At 67.8% G+C, this 16,678-nt stretch carries 17 protein-coding genes; 7 read left to right on the forward strand and 10 right to left on the reverse strand.

Translation table 11 applies throughout. The features are described 5' to 3' along the window. Positions 1–2: 2 nt before the first annotated feature. Together BMW75_RS01500 and BMW75_RS01505 are read right to left on the reverse strand one after the other, a co-directional pair. Entirely contained in the window at positions 3–1,658 is a 1,656-nt protein-coding gene (locus BMW75_RS01500; protein ID WP_254791902.1) for a mucoidy inhibitor MuiA family protein, read from the reverse strand. A 132-nt stretch (positions 1,659–1,790) separates the two neighbouring features. Continuing rightward, complete coding sequence (locus tag BMW75_RS01505) at positions 1,791–2,690, reverse strand: LysR family transcriptional regulator (RefSeq protein ID WP_076520951.1); 900 nt, start codon at positions 2,688–2,690, stop codon at positions 1,791–1,793. Positions 2,691–2,811: 121 nt separating this feature from the next. On the opposite strand from BMW75_RS01505, the gene BMW75_RS01510 reads away from it, so the two are divergent. From BMW75_RS01510 to BMW75_RS01520, 3 genes are all read left to right on the forward strand, one after another. Continuing rightward, a complete protein-coding gene (locus BMW75_RS01510; RefSeq protein ID WP_092575811.1) occupies positions 2,812–4,092 on the forward strand; it encodes an MFS transporter in 1,281 nt (426 codons plus the stop codon). Positions 4,093–4,156: 64 nt separating this feature from the next. Continuing rightward, positions 4,157–7,153, forward strand: coding sequence for a PAS domain S-box protein (locus tag BMW75_RS01515; protein WP_092575814.1), 2,997 nt, complete (start codon positions 4,157–4,159; stop codon positions 7,151–7,153). A 128-nt stretch (positions 7,154–7,281) separates the two neighbouring features. After that, a complete protein-coding gene (locus BMW75_RS01520; protein WP_092575817.1) occupies positions 7,282–7,644 on the forward strand; it encodes a superantigen-like protein SSL4 in 363 nt (120 codons plus the stop codon). 107 nt (positions 7,645–7,751) lie between these two features. Here the strand turns inward: BMW75_RS01520 and BMW75_RS01525 are convergent, their stop codons facing one another. Then, a complete protein-coding gene (locus BMW75_RS01525) occupies positions 7,752–9,197 on the reverse strand; it encodes an RNA polymerase factor sigma-54 (RefSeq protein ID WP_092575820.1) in 1,446 nt (481 codons plus the stop codon). A 156-nt stretch (positions 9,198–9,353) separates the two neighbouring features. Further along, on the reverse strand, positions 9,354–10,355 hold the full coding sequence (locus tag BMW75_RS01530; protein WP_092575823.1) for a sigma-54 interaction domain-containing protein: 1,002 nt from the start codon (positions 10,353–10,355) through the stop codon (positions 9,354–9,356). Between the two features lie 174 nt (positions 10,356–10,529). Here BMW75_RS01530 and BMW75_RS01535 point away from each other — a divergent pair, with 174 nt between their 5' ends. Continuing rightward, complete coding sequence (locus BMW75_RS01535) at positions 10,530–11,915, forward strand: sigma-54-dependent transcriptional regulator (RefSeq protein ID WP_092575826.1); 1,386 nt, start codon at positions 10,530–10,532, stop codon at positions 11,913–11,915. A gap of 48 nt (positions 11,916–11,963) precedes the next feature. Here the strand turns inward: BMW75_RS01535 and BMW75_RS01540 are convergent, their stop codons facing one another. Further along, positions 11,964–12,338 (reverse strand): hypothetical protein, encoded by a 375-nt coding sequence (locus BMW75_RS01540; RefSeq protein ID WP_076520945.1) that lies wholly within the window; start codon positions 12,336–12,338, stop codon positions 11,964–11,966. Between the two features lie 215 nt (positions 12,339–12,553). Between BMW75_RS01540 and BMW75_RS01545 the strand changes: the two genes are divergently transcribed. Then, positions 12,554–12,769 carry a hypothetical protein gene (locus BMW75_RS01545; RefSeq protein WP_092575828.1) on the forward strand — a complete coding sequence of 72 codons (216 nt, stop codon included), beginning with the start codon at positions 12,554–12,556 and terminating at the stop codon, positions 12,767–12,769. Between the two features lie 115 nt (positions 12,770–12,884). Here the strand turns inward: BMW75_RS01545 and BMW75_RS01550 are convergent, their stop codons facing one another. Next, on the reverse strand, positions 12,885–13,187 hold the full coding sequence (locus BMW75_RS01550) for a DUF378 domain-containing protein (RefSeq protein WP_092575830.1): 303 nt from the start codon (positions 13,185–13,187) through the stop codon (positions 12,885–12,887). 9 nt (positions 13,188–13,196) lie between these two features. Next, positions 13,197–13,493 (reverse strand): hypothetical protein, encoded by a 297-nt coding sequence (locus BMW75_RS01555; RefSeq protein WP_092575832.1) that lies wholly within the window; start codon positions 13,491–13,493, stop codon positions 13,197–13,199. Between the two features lie 134 nt (positions 13,494–13,627). Between BMW75_RS01555 and BMW75_RS01560 the strand changes: the two genes are divergently transcribed. Together BMW75_RS01560 and BMW75_RS01565 are read left to right on the forward strand one after the other, a co-directional pair. Then, positions 13,628–14,218 carry a hypothetical protein gene (locus tag BMW75_RS01560; protein WP_092575835.1) on the forward strand — a complete coding sequence of 197 codons (591 nt, stop codon included), beginning with the start codon at positions 13,628–13,630 and terminating at the stop codon, positions 14,216–14,218. A 32-nt stretch (positions 14,219–14,250) separates the two neighbouring features. Then, complete coding sequence (locus BMW75_RS01565; protein ID WP_254791903.1) at positions 14,251–14,874, forward strand: DUF4142 domain-containing protein; 624 nt, start codon at positions 14,251–14,253, stop codon at positions 14,872–14,874. 53 nt (positions 14,875–14,927) lie between these two features. Here BMW75_RS01565 and BMW75_RS01570 read toward each other — a convergent pair whose 3' ends face one another. The 3 genes from BMW75_RS01570 to BMW75_RS01580 all read right to left on the reverse strand — a co-directional run bounded on the left by BMW75_RS01570 (position 14,928) and on the right by BMW75_RS01580 (position 16,647). Beyond that, positions 14,928–15,818 carry an SDR family oxidoreductase gene (locus BMW75_RS01570; RefSeq protein ID WP_092575838.1) on the reverse strand — a complete coding sequence of 297 codons (891 nt, stop codon included), beginning with the start codon at positions 15,816–15,818 and terminating at the stop codon, positions 14,928–14,930. An 82-nt stretch (positions 15,819–15,900) separates the two neighbouring features. After that, positions 15,901–16,242 carry an ElaB/YgaM/YqjD family protein gene (locus BMW75_RS01575; protein WP_076520938.1) on the reverse strand — a complete coding sequence of 114 codons (342 nt, stop codon included), beginning with the start codon at positions 16,240–16,242 and terminating at the stop codon, positions 15,901–15,903. Positions 16,243–16,317: 75 nt separating this feature from the next. Further along, positions 16,318–16,647 carry a four-helix bundle copper-binding protein gene (locus tag BMW75_RS01580; RefSeq protein ID WP_092575841.1) on the reverse strand — a complete coding sequence of 110 codons (330 nt, stop codon included), beginning with the start codon at positions 16,645–16,647 and terminating at the stop codon, positions 16,318–16,320. Between the last annotated feature and the right edge of the window lie 31 nt (positions 16,648–16,678).

The raw sequence follows: 16,678 nt of genomic DNA on the forward strand, positions 1-16,678 counted from the left end.
GTTCACAGGCCGGACACGTCGATGTCGCCCGGGTAATCCACCGAGAACTTGAACACCGTCTCGCGCGACTTGCCCGGTTCGAGCGTCCAGTCCCAGGCCACCTTGCCGTCTTCTTCGCGCTTGATGTCGCGGTCGGCGGGCGATAGCAGCTTGACCACGATCTTCTCGTTGCGCGAGACCGGCAGGCGGTCCTTGAAGGACACCTGTTCCTGGGTGGTCTTGTTGTTCTTGACCGTGATCTTGTATTCGTAGGTGACGCGCTTGCCGCTGCCCGAGAAGCCGGTGCTTTCGGTGTAGCGGTTCACGAGCTGCCGCTTGATCGAAATGCCGTCGTCGGCGCCCAGCGCCAGTTCCAGTTTTTCGCCGGGCATCACGGCTTTCATGGCGCCCGAGGCGACGAAGGCATCGTCCAGGAAGGTATTGAGAGGACCCGCGAGGAACGGGAACGCCGTGGTGTTGCTGGCCTGCGCCGTCAGGTACGCGGCCTCGCGCAGCGCCGGCGTGGACTGGTACTGCAAGGTGGCGGGCAGCCTGGCGCTGGCGATGGCGACGCGCTGCGCCGTGTTGTCGGACGGCAGCGTGGCCGGATTCTTGATCTGGAAGGATGCGCTGGTCGCGGCGTTCTGGACCTGGGCGGTGGCGACGTCGATCGCCTCGGGCGCCGGTTCGGCCGCCATCTGCGCGTCCGCCATGGCGCGGGCGCGGGGCGCGCGCTTGGCCTGCATCTCCGGCTGCATCTCCGCCTGAACCGCGGCAGGAGCCGGCGCGGGAGCGGGCATGGGCGGTGGCGGGGCGGCCACGTCGATGATCCACGGCCGCAGCGTGGGCGCGCCACCGCCCAGCGACGGCCGCGCGGTGGACAGGGTCAGCTTCACGTTGTTCCAGTCCTCGCCCGTGTTCTGGCGGATGACGCCGAAGTAGCCCAGGTCCACATGGCGATCGGCCGGGCGCAGCCGCGCATCGTAGGACGGCGTCCAGCGCGCGCCCGCGACCGCATAGGACAACGCAAGGTCCAGCTTGCCGCTTCGGGCCATGTCGACACGCAGGACGACCGTCTTGCTGCGCCGGCCCGCCGCCCCGCGCACCTGCCCGAGCTGGGCTTGCAGGGCGGCCAGTTCACGCTCCAGCACAGCCCGCTTTTCGGCCACGCCGCGCAGGCCCGCCAGCGTCGTGCCCAGCGTCTCGGCGCTGAGCGCCTGGATCGCCTTGAGTTCGTCCAGGGTGAGGCGGGCGCCATCCTTGGCCGGTTCGGTCGCCCCGCGCTGCATCATCAGGATGAGTTCGCGCTGGTTGTCCAGCACGGCCGCTTCGTCGTCCAGCGCCGCCTGCCGGGCCTCCAGTTTCTCGATCTGGGCTTCCAACTGACGGACGCGTTCGCTGGCGGCGTCCGCCTGGTAGGCGTCCCGGACCTTCACGTCCAGCAGCGTGGCCTGGCCGGTGCTGCGGGCCGACACCTGCAGCGAGTTGTCCTGCAGCGTCGCCGGCAGGTTTTCCAGCACGAGTTCATGTTCGCCCGCGGCGAGGTCGCTGCTGGCGGCGCGGGTGACGACCGCGCGGTCCTGGTAGACGGTGACCGCGCCGATGGCGGAGGGCAGCGCGGCGGCGCCGCCGAGGCCGGGGAGGGTTGCGAAAGCCAGGGCCAGGAGGGTACGTCTCACGGGAGCACCTTGGAAAAGTGGGGGGCGGGAGCGTCCCCACGGGGACGCATTGCGGCAAGCGCGTGAGTCTATCGCCGGCCCAGCCCGGCCGGTTTACAGAAAATGACAAACGCGACAGGGCGATACCGCGGTTCAGGCGGATTCCGGATGCGCCAGACGCCGCAGCATCTGGACGGCGTTCTCCGCGGCGGCCGAGCGGTCGTGGCGGCGGTAGGCCATGTCGAGCAGCGCGTGCGGCGCGTCGCCCTTGATCGGGCGGTACTCGATGCCCTGCGCGCCCATGTGCCGCATGGCGGCGGGCACGATGGAGATGCCCACGCCCGCCGCCACCAGGCTCACGATCGACGCCATCTGCGGCGCCTCCTGGATGACGCGCGGCGCAAAGCCCGCACGCTGGCAGGCGGACTGGATGGCGTCATACAGCCCGGCGCCGATGGGACGGGGATACAGCACGAAGTCTTCCGCGGCCAGCGCCGCGATCGGGATGGCGCGCTTGCGGCTGAGCGCGTGGTCGGGGGGCAGGGCAATCAACATGGGCTCGTCCAGGACGCGTTCGGACTCGAACTCGGCGTCCAGCACGTAGGGCGGCCGCACGAAGGCGACATCCACCTCGCCCGCGCGCAGGCCGCGCAGCAGCGTCAGGGTATTGCTTTCGGTGAGGGTGATGCGCACGTCCGGATAGCGGTCGCGGAAGGCGCGGATCGCGCGCGGCAGGTAAGGATGGAACACCGCCGACGCGGTAAAGCCCACGGTGATGGCGCCCCGTTCGCCGCGACCCAGCCGCCGCGCGAGGTCCACGGCGCGGTCGGCGCTGGCCAGGATGGCGCGCGCGTCTTCCAGGAACTGCGCCCCGGCCTCGGTCAGCGCGATGCCGCGCGGCAGGCGCAGGAACAGCGCCGTGCCGATCTCGCGTTCGAGCTGCTGGATCTGCTGGCTCAGCGGGGGCTGGCCGATCCCCAGGCGGGCGGCGGCGCGCGTGAAGTGCAGTTCCTCCGCGACGGCGGTGAAGTATCTCAGGTGGCGCAGTTCCATCGTTTTAACAGTCCATCGTTTTTAAATATGCACAGGTGCAGTTTCATATATTGGACATATGCAAGGCAAGCGTCTACCTTGTCGCTACGGGCTTGCTGCCCGTTGTCATTCGAGAAACCTGATGTCTACCCCTTCCTCAAGTCCCGCAACCGAACGCGACGCCGCGCCGTCGACGTATCTGGCGCGCGGCACGCCCGGACTGCGCCGCGCCCAGTGGGCCTTGTTCGCCGCCGGCTTTTCCACCTTTTCCCTGCTGTATTGCGTGCAGCCGCTGATGCCGATCTACACCCGGGCGTTCAACGTCTCGGCGGCCCAGAGCAGCCTGGTGCTGTCGCTGTGCACGGGCCTGCTGGCCATCGCGATATTTTTCGTGGGCCTGTTTTCGGCGGCCCTGCCGCGCAAGCCCGTCATGGCGCTGTCGCTCTTCGCCTCGGCCATCCTGGGCACCATCGCCGCCGTCGCGCCCGACTGGCACAGCCTGCTTGCGTTGCGGGCGCTGCAGGGCGTGGCGATGGGCGGGGTGCCCGCCGTGGCCATGGCTTACCTGGCCGAAGAGGTCGAGCCCGGCACGCTGGGTTTCGCGATGGGCCTGTACATCAGCGGCAGCGCATTCGGCGGCCTGTCGGGCCGCGTCATCACCGGACTGGTGTCCGACCACTACGGCTGGCGCGCGGCCATGGGCACGCTCGGATTGCTGGGCATCGTCGCGGCCATGCTGTTCGTGTGGCTCCTGCCGGCATCGCGCCGTTTCACGCCGCGGCGCGGGCAGGGATGGGCGGGCGTATGGGGCGACGTGCGAGCCGGCGCGGGCGCGCATTTGAAGAACGGGCCGTTGTGCGGACTGTTCGCCATGGGCGGGCTCCTGATGGGCGCCTTTGTGGCGGTCTATAACTACGTGGGCTTTCGCCTCCTGCTGCCGCCGTTCTCGCTCAGCCAGACCTTTATCGGCTTCATCTTCGTCGTCTATCTGGTCGGCATTTTCGCTTCGACCTTTTTCGGCCGGCTGGCCGACCGCCACGGACGCGGCGCGATGCTGTCGGCGGCCACGGGCCTGGCCTTGGCGGGTCTGTTGCTGACGCTGTCGGATTCCCTGCCGCTGCTGATCGCGGGCATTGTGGTCTTCACGTTCGGCTTTTTCGCCGCCCACGCGGTCGCGAGCGGCTGGGTCGGGCAGATGGCGCGCGGCTTCAAGGCGCTCGCGGCGTCGTTGTACCTGCTGGTCTATTACGTGGGGTCCAGCGTGCTGGGGGCGCTGGGCGGACATTTCTGGACCGCCGCCGGCTGGGATGGCGTGGCGGCGATGGCGGGCGGGTTGCTGGCGGTGGCGCTGTCCATCAGCGCCGGGCTGGCCTGGCGCACCGGCCGGCGGCACGCGGCCGCCGGCGTCGCCGGTCCGGCCTGACGTTACAGAGGTTTCGCCAAGTAGGTCCCTATCGCGTACAGTCTGATCTGCGATAGGGGGAACCATGTTGACCAAGCAAGACCGCGTGTCCCTCCCCTGGACCGACACGCTTGCTCGTCTGGAAGATGAACGCATCATGCTGGAGCGCATCGCCGCTGGCGTACCGCTGCAGCAGGTGCTTGAACACGTGCTGCACGCCATCGAGGCGCAGTCCAGCGTGAAACTGCGCACGGCCATCGCGCTGGCGGACGACCCGGGGATGGTGCTGCGGCATGGCGCCGCGCCCAGCCTGCCCGACGCTTTCAATGCCGCGGTGGACGGGGTGCGGGTCGGCCCGATGGCGGGATCGTGGGGGGCGGCCGCGCACGCGGGCAACCCGGTGTACGTCGATGATATCGCCACCGATCCGCGGTGGGCGACGTGGCGCGATCTTGCGCTGGCCCATGGCCTGCGCGCCTGCTGGTCCACGCCGATCAAGTCGCCGGACGGGCGGCTACTGGGCGTGTTCTCCAACTACTACGAAGAATGCCGCCAGCCGTCCGCCCAGGACATCGACGCGATCGCGCTCGTCACGCGCAGCGCCGCGCTGGCGATCGAACGGCATCGGATGGATCTTGCGCTTCGGCACAGTGGCGAACGGTGGCGGGCGATGTTCGACGGCATGCAGGAAGCGTTTTTCCTGGCCGAGGCATTGCGCGACGACGCGGGCCGCGTCACGGACTTCCGCTTTCTGGAGGTCAATCCGGCCTTCGAACGCCAAAGCGGCATGCAGGAAGGCGACACGCTGGGCCATACGCTGCGCGAGATGATTCCCGGGGTTCCCAGCCAGATTCTGGACACCTTCGCGCAGGTGGTTGAAACGGGCGACCCCATCCAGTTCGAGTTTGCCGTGCCCGCGCCCAAGGATGCCTGGTATGAAGCGCGGGCCCGCAAGGTCGACGCCGACCGGATCATGGCGCTGTTCCTCGATGTGACCGCGCGCAAGGCTGCCGAGTCCGAGCTCTGGGAAGGGCAGCACCGCAAGAATTTCCTGCTGGCGTTGGGCGACCGGATGCGCGAGCTGCATCTGCAGGCGGCCATCGAGCAGACGGCGTGCGAGGCCCTGGGCCAGCACCTGTCGCTGGGCCTGGTCGCCGTGCTGGACTGGGCCGGCGAAGGCGCGGCGCCGGTGGTGTCCACGTGCTGGCGGTCCGACGCCGACCTGGCGCGGCAGGACGCGTTGGCGCCCGGGCAATTGGGCGACGAGTTCTACGAGGCGGTGCGCGAAGGGCGCACCACCTATCTGCAACCGCTGCTGGCCCAGGAAGGGGGCGAGATCCGTCCGTCGGCCATCGTGGTGCCGATGCGCCGCTGGGCGCGGCAAGGCGGCGCGCTGGTCGTGCGGCCTTTGTCCAGCAGCCGGCTCAAGCCGGGCGACCTGGCCTTCATCGAAGAAGTGGCCGAACGCATGTGCGACGCGGTCGAGCGCTCGCAGTATTCGCGCATGCTGGAACAACGGGTGGAGCATGCCATCGCCGAGCGCGACCGCATCTGGCGCCTGTCGCCGGAATTGCTGGCCGTCATCGACACGAAGGGGCGCTTTGTCAGCGTCAACCCGGCCGTGCTGCCCATCCTGGGCTGGAGCCCCGACCAGTTCCTGTCGATGGGACTGACCGAGCTGATCCATCCGGACGACCTGGACGCGACGCGCGCGGCCTGGTCGCTGGCCGACCGGCCCCCGGGCGCGCAGTCCGTGCGGCATCTGGAAAACCGCGTGCGCAAGCGCGCGGGCGGCTACAGCTGGATCACGTGGAGCATGTCGTGGTCGCAGGACAGCCTTTACCTGGCGGGCCGTGACGATTCGGACCTGAAGGCGCAGGCCGAGGCGCTGGCCGAGACCGAAAATGCGCTGCGCCAGGCGCAGAAAATGGAGGCGGTCGGGCGCCTGACGGGCGGGATCGCGCACGATTTCAACAACATGCTCCAGGGCATCACCGGCGCCCTGTACCTCATCCAGCGCAAGCTGGCCGCGGGGGTGCCGGAACAGGCGCAGCGTTTCATCACCGTGGCCATGGACTCGGCCAATCGCGCCGCCCACCTTACGCAGCGCCTGCTCACGTTTTCGCGGCGCCAGCCGATCGACCCCAAGCCGTTCAGCGTCGAGGCCGCGCTGCACTCCATGACGGATCTGTTCCATCGCTATACCGGCGAGCGCGTCAGCCTGGTCTTCGACCTGGAGCCGGGCCTTTGGCCGGTCAACTGCGACAAGAACCAGTTCGAGAACGCCATGCTCAACCTGGTCATCAATGCCTGCGATGCGATGCCCAATGGCGGCGTGCTGACCGTGGCCGCCGCCAACGCGCACCTGGATGACTCGTCATCGCGCCAGCGTACGGGGATCGGCCCCGGGGCGTTTGTCGAAGTGTCGGTCTCGGACGTGGGCTGCGGCATGTCGCCCGACGTGCTGGCGCATGCCTTCGACCCCTTCTACACGACCAAGCCGCTGGGCGAGGGCACGGGGCTGGGATTGTCGATGACCTACGGGTTCGCGAAGCAGGCGGGCGGCAGCGCGCTCCTGGAAAGCGCGGAGGGCGTCGGAACGTCGGTTCGGCTGTACCTGCCTCGCCATCAGGGCGAGCCCGAACTGCCGGCCGAGGCGCCGTCCGCGACCGGCGCGCAGGCGGCTTCGCCCGGCCAGGCGTTCGTCATCGTCGTGGAGGACGACACGAACGTGCGCGAGATGGTTCGGGAATCGCTGGTTGACATGGGCCTGCATGTGCTGACCGCAGCCGACGGCGAGGCCGGGCTGGAACTGGTTACGTCGACGCGCAACCTGAGCCTGCTGGTGACGGACGTGGGCTTGCCCAACCTGAACGGCCGTCAATTGGCCGACGCCGCCCGCGTGGCGCATCCGGGCCTGCGCGTGCTGCTCATGACGGGGTACGCGGAAAGCGCGGCCAGCACGCGCGGTTTCCTGGAAGAGGGCATGGAGCTCATCGTCAAGCCGTTCTCGCTGGATGCGCTGGGCGAGCGGGTGCAACGCATGCTGGAGGCGAGTGCCGGGCCGCAACGGGCGGCCTAGGGTTCAAGTGTTGCAAAGGCAGGTAAAAAATGCCCTGCCTCGCGAACTATTGCGCGGGGCGGGCGGCAGGCGAAGGCGGGCACGCAGCTTGCGACTAGGAGGATGCAATTCAACCTAGGAGGTCTGTTATGAAATACCGTGCCATGACTTGCGCGTTTGCATTGATTGCCGGCCTGGCGACCGCCGGCGGGGCGATGGCCCAATCGACGGGCGGGCGCGTCACCACCTCGCCGTCGAACACCCCGAACGATGGCACCGCGGTGCCGCCGAACACGAAGGTGCCTGCGGGCACGATTCCGCCGGCGCCGAATGCCGCGCCCAATACACCCACGACGCCGCCCAAGCTGGACAAGAGCGGCCACATGAGTTCGGGCAAGCATCAATCGGAGATGCCGAATCGCAAGCGCGAAGCCAATGACAACGTGCCGGCGACGCCTGCCGCCGGCGCCACGCCCGCGCCGGGCTACCCGAACACGGGCGGCAGCAAGTAAACCAGCAAGTAATCCAGCAAGCGGGGCAACCCGCCAGCAAAAAGGCTTCCGCGAGGAAGCCTTTTTTTGATCCCGCGGCGGCGCGAAATGCGGGCGCCGCGCGCCGCTCAATGCTGCCTGCGCAGTTCGGCGGGCGGAACGCGCAGTTGACCGCGGTACTTGGACACCGTCCGGCGCGCGAGCAGGATGCCATTGGACGCGAGCTGCTGCGTCAGCGCCACATCCGACAGCGGCATGCAGGGGTCCTCGGCTTCGACCATCTCCTTGATCAGCGCGCGCACGGCCGCGGCCGAACACGAGCCGCCCGATTCGGTGGCCAGCTCGCGCGAGAAGAAGTGGCGGAATTCGAAGACGCCGCGCGGCGTCGTCATGTATTTGCTGACCGTGGCGCGGGACACCGTGGATTCGTGCATGTTCAGATCGTCCGCGACCTCCCGCAGCATCAGCGGCCGCAGGGCCACCTCGCCGTATTCGAAGAACATCTGCTGGCGTTTGACGATCGCCTCGGCCACGCGCTGGATGGTCGTGTAGCGTTGCTCCACGTTGCGCACCAGCCAGCGCGCTTCCTGCAGTTCCTGCGCCATCGGGCTGCGGTCGTCCAGGCGGGCGCGGCGAAAGAGGTCCGCGTAGGCGCTGTGCAGTCGCGCGCGCGGCATCGCGCTGCGGTTGGGCAGCACGCGCCAGCGCCCCTGCCATTTGTCCACGAACACATCCGGCACGACATAGATGGGGGTCTCGCCGCTATAGCGCGCGCCCGGCTTGGGATCCAGCCGGCGGATCAGCGCGCTGGCTTCGCGCAGGGCGTCATCGGAACATCCCAGCACCCGGCGCAGGCCCAGGTAATCGTTCTTGGCCAGGCGGTCCAGGTGTTCCTGCACGATGCGCTGGGCGAGGGCCCGCGTGTCGTCGTCGTCCTCGTCGGGCAGCGCGGCCAGTTGCAGGGTGAGGCATTCGCGCAGGTCGCGGGCGGCGATGCCGGGCGCGTCCAGTTGCTGCACCAGGCGCAGGGCGGCGGTCCACTCGCTTTCGTCCGGCGTCGGGTCGATGTCCGCATCGGCGGCGTGGCACAGGTTGGTCAGGGGAACGCGCAGATAGCCGTCATCGTCCAGCGCGTCGATGATGAATTCGGCCAGCAGGCGGTCGCGCGGCTGCAGGTGATAGTTACCCAGCTCGTTGGACAGGCGTTCGCGCATGGAGACGCTGGCGCAGGCCCATTGGCCCAGGTCGCTTTCGCCGCCGTTGGGCGCATGGGTGGGATAGTCGCCGGAATAGGCGGGCGCATCGGGCGGGAGCTCATCGGCGTCGGTGCGTTCGGGCGCGCTGTCGGGCTCGGCGGCGGGCTGGCTTTCGAACGTGACGGTGTCGCTCTGGGCGCCGGGCGCGGCCGGGGCGGCCTCAGGCTCCGAATCGTCCGGATCTTCGAGAAACGGGTTGTTCGCCAGCGCATGCTGCACGGCCGTGGTGAACTCCAGCGCCGACATCTGAAGCAGCTTGACGGATTGCTGCAGACGCGGCGCAAGCGTCATTTGCTGGCGCAGGCGAAGTTCTTGCATTGGGTGGCCCAATCGAGTCTCCTGAAGGGGCAGCCGCCGGAAAGCGGCTCATCCCATCAATAGACGCAAAGATCGTGCCAGGTCTGCTCCCGGGGCAGCGGCGCGTCGGGAACGCGCCGTGCTGGGCCAGTATTACAAGGGGACGGTAAGAACTGCTCAAGCGGCCTCGGGCTCATCCTTTTCATAGATGTCCAGCCGGTTGTACAGGGTCTTCAGGCTGACGCCGAGGGTTTCCGCGGCCAGGCGCTTATCCCCCGCGTGATGGGCCAGGGTGGCCAGGATGAATTCGCGCTGCGCGCGGCCCAGCGGCATCCCCACGGGGAAGTTGAGCGACCCGTCGCGCAGCTGGGCCTGGTTGGGTCCGCGGTTGCGCGAGAGCAGGTCGGCATCGAGCTGGGTGTCGGCCATGATGAAGGCGCGCTGGATCACGTTGCGCAATTCACGGACGTTGCCCGGCCAGTCGTGCGCCTTGATCGCTTCGAGCATGTGCGGGGAAAAGGTTTTCTGCGTGCCGTGCTGCGCGTTCAAGGTATCCAGGAACTGGTTTGCCAGCAGCAGAACGTCGTCGCCGCGTTCGCGCAGCGGCGGCACGCGCAGCGGTATCACCAGCAGGCGATGCAGGAAGTCCTGCCGCAGCCTGCCGTCGGCGACCGACGCCGCCGGGTCCCGGTTGCTGGCGCAGATGACGCGCACGTTGGCGCGCAGCAGGTCTGTGCCGCCCACGCGCTGATAGGTGCCCACCTCCAGCACGCGCAGGAAGTGGACCTGCATGTCGGGCGGCATTTCCGTGACTTCGTCCAGGAACAGCGTGCCCCCGCTTGCGTACTCGAAATAGCCGGCGTTCTGGGACACCGCGCCGGTAAAGCTGCCTTTCTCATGGCCGAACAGTTCCGCGTGGGCGAGCGAGCCGCTGATCGCCCCGCAATTGACCGCAACGAAAGGCTGGTCGCGGCGCTCGCTGGCTTCATGGATGGCGCGGGCGACGATTTCCTTTCCGGCGCCGCTTTCGCCGATAATGAACACGCTTGCGTCGGTGGCCGCGGCCAGCGCGATCTGGTTGCCCAGTTTGCGCATCTGCGGCGACATGCCGCTGGTGTCGGCAAAAGCGGAAAGTGCGGGCGGCGCGGTATTTCGTGTGGCGGTGTTACGAGTGGCCATGCTGATTCCTAGTCCCCAATCGGGCCTGTGACAGGCTCATCGTAGAGGGCGGACCCCGCTCAGATTGCGACGAGTTGCAAGTAATCGAAAACGTTGGTGGAAACGGTCAAATATTTGCGCCGGCCGCCCCCATAGTGACTATCCTCAGGGTTATGCAAGGGAAACGGAGATAGCATGCCTCACCTGCTTATCGTTGACGACGACGACGCGATACGCGAAACATTGGCCGAAATCGGCCGCGAGAGCGGGTTTACAGTGGCCTTGGCGGCCAGCGTCAAGGACGCCATGATCCAGCTCGAACGACAGGCGCCGGATCTGGTGCTCACTGACGTCCGCCTTCCGGGCGGCAGCGGGATGGACATCTTCAAGAACGTCGCCGTGCACAGCGCCGAGGTCGTGGTGATGACTGGCCACGGCACGGTGGACAACGCGGTCCAGGCCTTGCGCCTGGGCGCGACGGACTATCTGGTCAAGCCCATCTGCATGGAGCGCCTGGAGGAAATCCTCAAGCGCATCATGGCCAATTCGGGCGGCGAAATGCCCGGCACCCCGTTCGAAGAGCCGGGACGCTTCGGCAAGCTGTTCGGCAAATCCGAACGCATGCTGGAGCTGTACCGCCAGATCGGGCGCGTGGCGCCCACCAACGTCACCACCTTGCTGATCGGCGAAAGCGGCACCGGCAAGGAGCTGGCTGCGCATGCCATCCACGAGCTCAGTCCGCGCCGCCAGCGGCCGTTCATCGCGGTCAACTGCGGGGCGATCTCGCCCAACCTGATCGAAAGCGAAATGTTCGGGCACGAGCGCGGCAGCTTTACCGGCGCCGACCGCCAGCACAAGGGCTATTTCGAGCGCGCCGACGGCGGCACGCTGTTCCTGGACGAAGTCACTGAAATGCCGCTGGACCTGCAGGTCAAGCTGCTGCGCGTCCTGGAGACCGGGCAGTTCATGCGCGTCGGCACCAATCGGGAGATTGCCTGCGACATCCGGGTCATTGCCGCCACCAACCGCAACCCGGAGCAGGCCGTCCAAGAGGGCAAGTTGCGCGAGGATCTGTACTACCGGCTGAGCGTCTTCCCCATTGAATTGCCCGCCTTGCGCGATCGCGGCAGCGACATCCTCTTTCTGGCGGAACGCTTCCTGCAGACGCTGAACGAGGAATCCGGCAAGAACAAGGCGTTCTCGCCCGAGGCCGCCGCGGCCCTGGAACAGTACGAATGGCCCGGCAATGTGCGCGAACTGAAGAACTTCGTGCGGCGCGCCTTCATCATGGCCGATGGCGACGTGATGGATCTGGAAATGCTGGTGCCGCAGGTGTCGCCCACGGGCGAGACGGCGGGCAGTCAGGTCAGCGTGCCTGTCGGCGAGACCCTGGCCGAAGCCGACCGGCGCCTGATCCTGGCCACGCTGGAGCGATGCAATGGCGTGAAAAAGCAGGCGGCCGCCGTGTTGGGCATCAGTCCCAAGACGCTGTACAACCGCCTGGAAGAGTACGCCGCGGCGGGCTACACGCTGCCGGGCGAAAATTCCCGGCCGGGCAACGCCGCCCGGGAATCTGCCTAAAAAATCGCCTGAAAAAACGGCCTGCCTGCCTGGCAGGCCGCTGCCTGATTACTTGTTGTAGCGGGTCTTCAGGTCGGCCATACAGGCGTCTTTGGCATTACCGGACATGGCGTCGCATTTTTCCTTGCCGACCTTGTAGTCGGCATCGTTGCGCGCCTTGGCCGCGTCATGCGAGGCCTCAGCCTTTTCCTTGGCGGCCTTGGCGTCCGCCTTGGCCTTGTCGCGCGTCGCCTCGGCCTGCTGCTGGCACACGTCCTTCGCGTTGCCCTTCATCCCGTCGCATTGTTTCTTGTCCATCTTGTACTGATTGTCGATCTGGTCGTCGGTGCGCACACCGGCCGCGCCGGTTTGGGCGGTGGCCGAGAAGGCCAGGGCGGACAGACACAGGGCAAAAGCGGGGCAAATCGTTTTGGACAGCTTCATGACTGACTCCTTGGGTAGTTGGTCCGATTGCACGCGGACCCGAAAGGGACAGAGCAAGCGGCGTGCCTGGGTCTGTGTGGCTTGCCGGGATTTGCGGTTTTGTCTGTCAGCACCGGTCAGCGCGGGTCAGCGCCAGGGAGCGTCAGGCACGCCGCTTGCGCATGCAGGGTCGCCGGGCCGCAGTGGCGGCCGGGCGCGTATCCAGGAGATGAATCATGAGCACGCACAGCGAACAACAGCCGGCAAAATCCAAGGCCAATACGCCCAAGGACGACACCGAGGCGGCCCGCCAGAGCGGCCAATTCGGCGCGGACAAGCCGTCGCCCGGAGAACAACCCTACAAGCGCGAGTCGGACAAGACGCCCAATCGCAAAGGGGCCGAATTCGAAGAGGGGGGCCAGTACCCGGGCAAGCGGCCGGACGGGAACTGAAGGTTGCAGGCCTGCGCTGCGGCGCAGGCTGCCGGGAGCGTGGGCGCCTGGCCGCAAGTCCGTGGAGCGGGGCGCCTAACCGCAAGCCCGTGTAGCAGGGAGCCTGGCGGGGCGCCTAGCCTGGCGCATCCCGCGCCTCCTCGGCCAGGCGGAACAGCAGCACGACGCAATGCAATGCCGCCAGCCCGACCACGCCGTACACGACCCGCGCAGCGGTTGCATTCGGCAGGAGCTTGGCGGCCACGTCCAGCTTGACGGCGGCGATGAGGCCGCAGTTCAGGCCGCCGGCCACCACCGCCATCAGCGCCGACCAATCCAGCACGGAAAGGCCGCGCCGCGACCCCTCGGCGTCGGGTTGGGGCTCGGCATCCGGGACGTCGTCCTGGGCACTCGGATCCTCATTGCGGGAAATCTCCATTGTCCTGCCTCACCGGCCGGCGCCACGCGCATCGTCCGCCTGTCCGCCGTTGCGCACCGGGTCGGGGGCATCCCGCGAAATGCCGGCCTCATCCGCATCGGTGACGCGGTCCGGCGCGACGTCGGCGCCGTCTTCATCGGGCAGGTCCGGCTCCACGCTTTCGCGTTCGCCGGTGCCCTGGGCATCGCTGTCGGTATGAGCGCGGTTGCGCGGCAGGTCGCTGGCGGAATCCGACGAATCGCTCGGGCCGAGATCCGGGCGGCCGCTGTCGTCGTCGGGCAAATCGGTGTTGGGAATACGGGGCATGCTGGTCTCCAGGTAGGGACGGCATCGGGCGTACGCGGGATCCGCGCGCCATCGATTCGCCTCGGTTTTGCAGCAAGCGCCGTGCCGGGTATGGAAGTTGCTCCCTGCTGGGCATACACACGCGGGAGACTGCCATGTCATTGATTGTCGCTGCACGGTTCCAGACCTTCGACGAGGCCACGCTGGCCGCCCGCAGGCTGTTCGCCGAGGGCTATACCGAAGATGACGTCCATACGTTCTACGTCAGCATCGCGGGCGAGCACGGCCGCTATCCGCTGGGCGGAGACCGGCTGGCGGATCCGGACGCCAAGGGCGGCCATTTCGGCGCGGTCGCGGGCGCCTCGCTGCTGGGTCTGGTATTCGCCTTGCTGGCCGGGTTGATCGCGGCGCGCCTGGCCGCGTCCATCTTCATCACGATTGCCGCCGCCGGCGTGGGCGCCTATATCGGCGCGCTGATGGGGGCCATGTGGGTGGTGGGCCGCAAGAAGCGGGTGCGGACCGCGCCGGGCGCACCGGCCGCCTCACATCCGCCGGTGCGTCAGGCTGGCGTGATGCTGGCCCTGCATGTGGATGTGGGCCGCGAGGCGCAGGCGCGCCAGATCCTGCGCGCTGCGGGCGGCACGGACATCGAACGCGCCAACGGGCGCTGGCAGGACGGCAAATGGCAGGATTTCGATCCCCTGGACCCGCCACGGCCCGTCGAGGCGCCCACGACAGCCCAATGAGGCTTGCCGCCCGCACGCCTGGAGACACCACGATGAAGCGACTCAGAATATCTTCCATTGCCGCATGGGTTGTGGCCGCCGTCATGCTGGCCGGGGCGGCGCAGACCGCGCTGGCCGCGGAGCTGGCGGCGTCCGATGCGCGATTCCTGCAGGCGGCCGCGGGCTCGGGCCTGTTCGAAGTGCAGGCCGCGGCGCTGGCTGAAAAGCGGGCCAAGGATGCGCAGGTGCGCACGTTTGCCGAAAAAATGCGGACGCAGCATGCGGCCGTCAACCAGGAGCTCAAGGCCCTCGCAGCGGCAAAGAACGTGTCGCTTCCGGATGAGCCTTCCGAACCGGACCGCGCCACGCTGGAGCGGCTGCGCGGGATGACGGGCGCCGCGTTCGACCAGTTGTACGTCGAAAAAGCGGCGCTGGACGCGCATGCGATCGCCAACCGGCTGTTCGACACGGCGGCCAAGGAAGCGGAGGATGCGCAGGTCCGGCAATTCGCGGCGCGTACATTGCCGATGCTGAGGGACCACTACGCCATGAGCCGGACCCTCATGGGGGAACCCGCGGGCCACGGGGACAAGATCCAGCCCGCGCCCAAGGGCGAGGCGCCCGCGATCTCGCCGGCTTCCCGCGAGGCGCCGGCCTCGGTCGTGCCGCAAAAATAGGCGGCACGGCGAGGCGGCACGGCGGAATCGGACCGCCGGGACGGGCAGGGCGTTCAGTCGCCCGCGCTTCCCGTGATGGGCAGCACGATGCCGGTGATGTAGCTGGCGCATTGCGGCGAGGCCAGGAACACATAGGCGGGCGCAATTTCTTCCGGTTGGGCGGGCCGGCCCAGGTCGGTCTTTGCGCCGAATGACTTGATGGCCTCGGCGCTTCGGTCCGCCGGATTGAGCGGCGTCCAGACCGGGCCTGGCGCCACGGCGTTCACGCGGATGCCCTGGCCGGCAAGATTGGCGGCCAGCGATCGCGTGAAGGCGTGGATGGCGCCCTTGGTCGCCGAATAATCCAGCAGGGCGGCGCTGCCGTTCAGGCCCGTGACCGACCCCGTATTGAGGATCGCGTCACCGGCCTTCAGGTGCGGCAGCGCCGCGCGCGCCATGTAGAAATAGGCCGTGATGTTGGTGCGCAGCGTCTTGTCCCATTTTTCGTCGGTGATCTGCGGCAACGTGTCGGTGTGCTGTTGATAGGCAGCATTATTGACAAGGATGTCGAGCTTGCCGAAATGCTTGACGACCTGCGCCACGGCTTCGTTGCAGAACGCCGGGTCCTGCACGTCGCCGGGAATCAGCAGGCATTGGCGGCCTTCGGCCTGGACGGCTTGGCTGGTCTCCCTGGCGTCTTCATGTTCGTCCAGGTAGGCGACGGCGACGTCCGCGCCCTCGCGCGCGAACAGCACCGCGACGGCCCGGCCGATGCCGGAATCACCGCCGGTGATGATCGCGATCTTGTCCTGCAGCTTGCCGCTGCCCTGGTAGCCGGGCGCCTGGTACTGCGGTTTGAGCACCATGTCGGCTTCGACACCGGGCTGCTCGTCCAGGTGCTGGCCGGGCATGGGCGGGGTGGGGTGCGGGCGGTCGCCGGTCTGGGCGCTTTTGGGTGTACTCATGTGATCTCCCATTGGGCGGCGCGGGATGCGCCATGCATGGGAGCATCGAGCAAACGCCGTTCCCGGCGGCCCGCCCCGCGGCCTATTGGCGGCCGACGATCACGCCCAGCAGAAAGGCCGCGCCGGCCGCCAGCCCAACCGCCTGCCACGGGCGTGCGTGGATGTATTCCTCGGTGCAATCCAGCGTTTCACGCATCAGGTCGTGGGCGTTGTCAGACGCGTCGCGCAGGCTTCTGCGCGTGGCCTGGAGCTGATCGCTCAAGCGCGCCTTCAAGGCCTCCAGGTCCGTCGCCGAACTATCGCTGAGCGTGGCTTCCAGCTCGTCGATCCAGCTTTCCGGATGCCGGGAGCGCCTGTAGGCGCCACGATTGTCGGGGCCGTTCTCGGGGAAGTCGGAAGGCATGGGGGTATTCGTCGTGGCCATCGAAAGCTCCTGATCATCGGGCGGAAAATGCGCCAGCGCGGACCGGCCCGGGGCGGCCGCTAGGCGGGGCGAGGCTTACGCCTCGACCATATCTCGGCATGCCAGCGTGCAGGCGATGCAGGCGCCGGCGCAGATCTTGCAGTGTTCGGCGTCGTGCGCGGCGCATTGCCGGGCACAGGCATCGCAGACCTGCGCGCACGGCGTGCACAGCGCATGGGCAAACTCGCCATTGCGGCCCAGCATCGCCGCGCACAGGCGGCAAATCGCGGCGCAATCCGTGCACAGTCCGATGCACTGCTTCATGGGGGTCGCGTCCTCCTGCAGGCAGGCGGCGGCGCACGCATCGCACGCCACCGCGCACTCATAGCAGGCTTGCACACATTGCTCGAAGTTTGGGTCTCGCATTGCATCTCCTTGTGAGCGGCGGCAGCCGCCC

Source organism: Achromobacter sp. NFACC18-2 (genome assembly GCF_900108985.1).
GTDB lineage: Bacteria > Pseudomonadota > Gammaproteobacteria > Burkholderiales > Burkholderiaceae_B > Achromobacter.

Coding starts and splice junctions, on each gene's coding strand:
- BMW75_RS01505 (WP_076520951.1), bottom strand. CDS start 2,690: ATGGAACTGCGCCACCTGAGATACTTCACCGCCGTCGCGGAGGAACTG.
- BMW75_RS01510 (WP_092575811.1), top strand. CDS start 2,812: ATGTCTACCCCTTCCTCAAGTCCCGCAACCGAACGCGACGCCGCGCCG.
- BMW75_RS01515 (WP_092575814.1), top strand. CDS start 4,157: ATGTTGACCAAGCAAGACCGCGTGTCCCTCCCCTGGACCGACACGCTT.
- BMW75_RS01520 (WP_092575817.1), top strand. CDS start 7,282: ATGAAATACCGTGCCATGACTTGCGCGTTTGCATTGATTGCCGGCCTG.
- BMW75_RS01525 (WP_092575820.1), bottom strand. CDS start 9,197: ATGCAAGAACTTCGCCTGCGCCAGCAAATGACGCTTGCGCCGCGTCTG.
- BMW75_RS01530 (WP_092575823.1), bottom strand. CDS start 10,355: ATGGCCACTCGTAACACCGCCACACGAAATACCGCGCCGCCCGCACTT.
- BMW75_RS01535 (WP_092575826.1), top strand. CDS start 10,530: ATGCCTCACCTGCTTATCGTTGACGACGACGACGCGATACGCGAAACA.
- BMW75_RS01540 (WP_076520945.1), bottom strand. CDS start 12,338: ATGAAGCTGTCCAAAACGATTTGCCCCGCTTTTGCCCTGTGTCTGTCC.
- BMW75_RS01545 (WP_092575828.1), top strand. CDS start 12,554: ATGAGCACGCACAGCGAACAACAGCCGGCAAAATCCAAGGCCAATACG.
- BMW75_RS01550 (WP_092575830.1), bottom strand. CDS start 13,187: ATGGAGATTTCCCGCAATGAGGATCCGAGTGCCCAGGACGACGTCCCG.
- BMW75_RS01555 (WP_092575832.1), bottom strand. CDS start 13,493: ATGCCCCGTATTCCCAACACCGATTTGCCCGACGACGACAGCGGCCGC.
- BMW75_RS01560 (WP_092575835.1), top strand. CDS start 13,628: ATGTCATTGATTGTCGCTGCACGGTTCCAGACCTTCGACGAGGCCACG.
- BMW75_RS01565 (WP_254791903.1), top strand. CDS start 14,251: ATGAAGCGACTCAGAATATCTTCCATTGCCGCATGGGTTGTGGCCGCC.
- BMW75_RS01570 (WP_092575838.1), bottom strand. CDS start 15,818: ATGAGTACACCCAAAAGCGCCCAGACCGGCGACCGCCCGCACCCCACC.
- BMW75_RS01575 (WP_076520938.1), bottom strand. CDS start 16,242: ATGGCCACGACGAATACCCCCATGCCTTCCGACTTCCCCGAGAACGGC.
- BMW75_RS01580 (WP_092575841.1), bottom strand. CDS start 16,647: ATGCGAGACCCAAACTTCGAGCAATGTGTGCAAGCCTGCTATGAGTGC.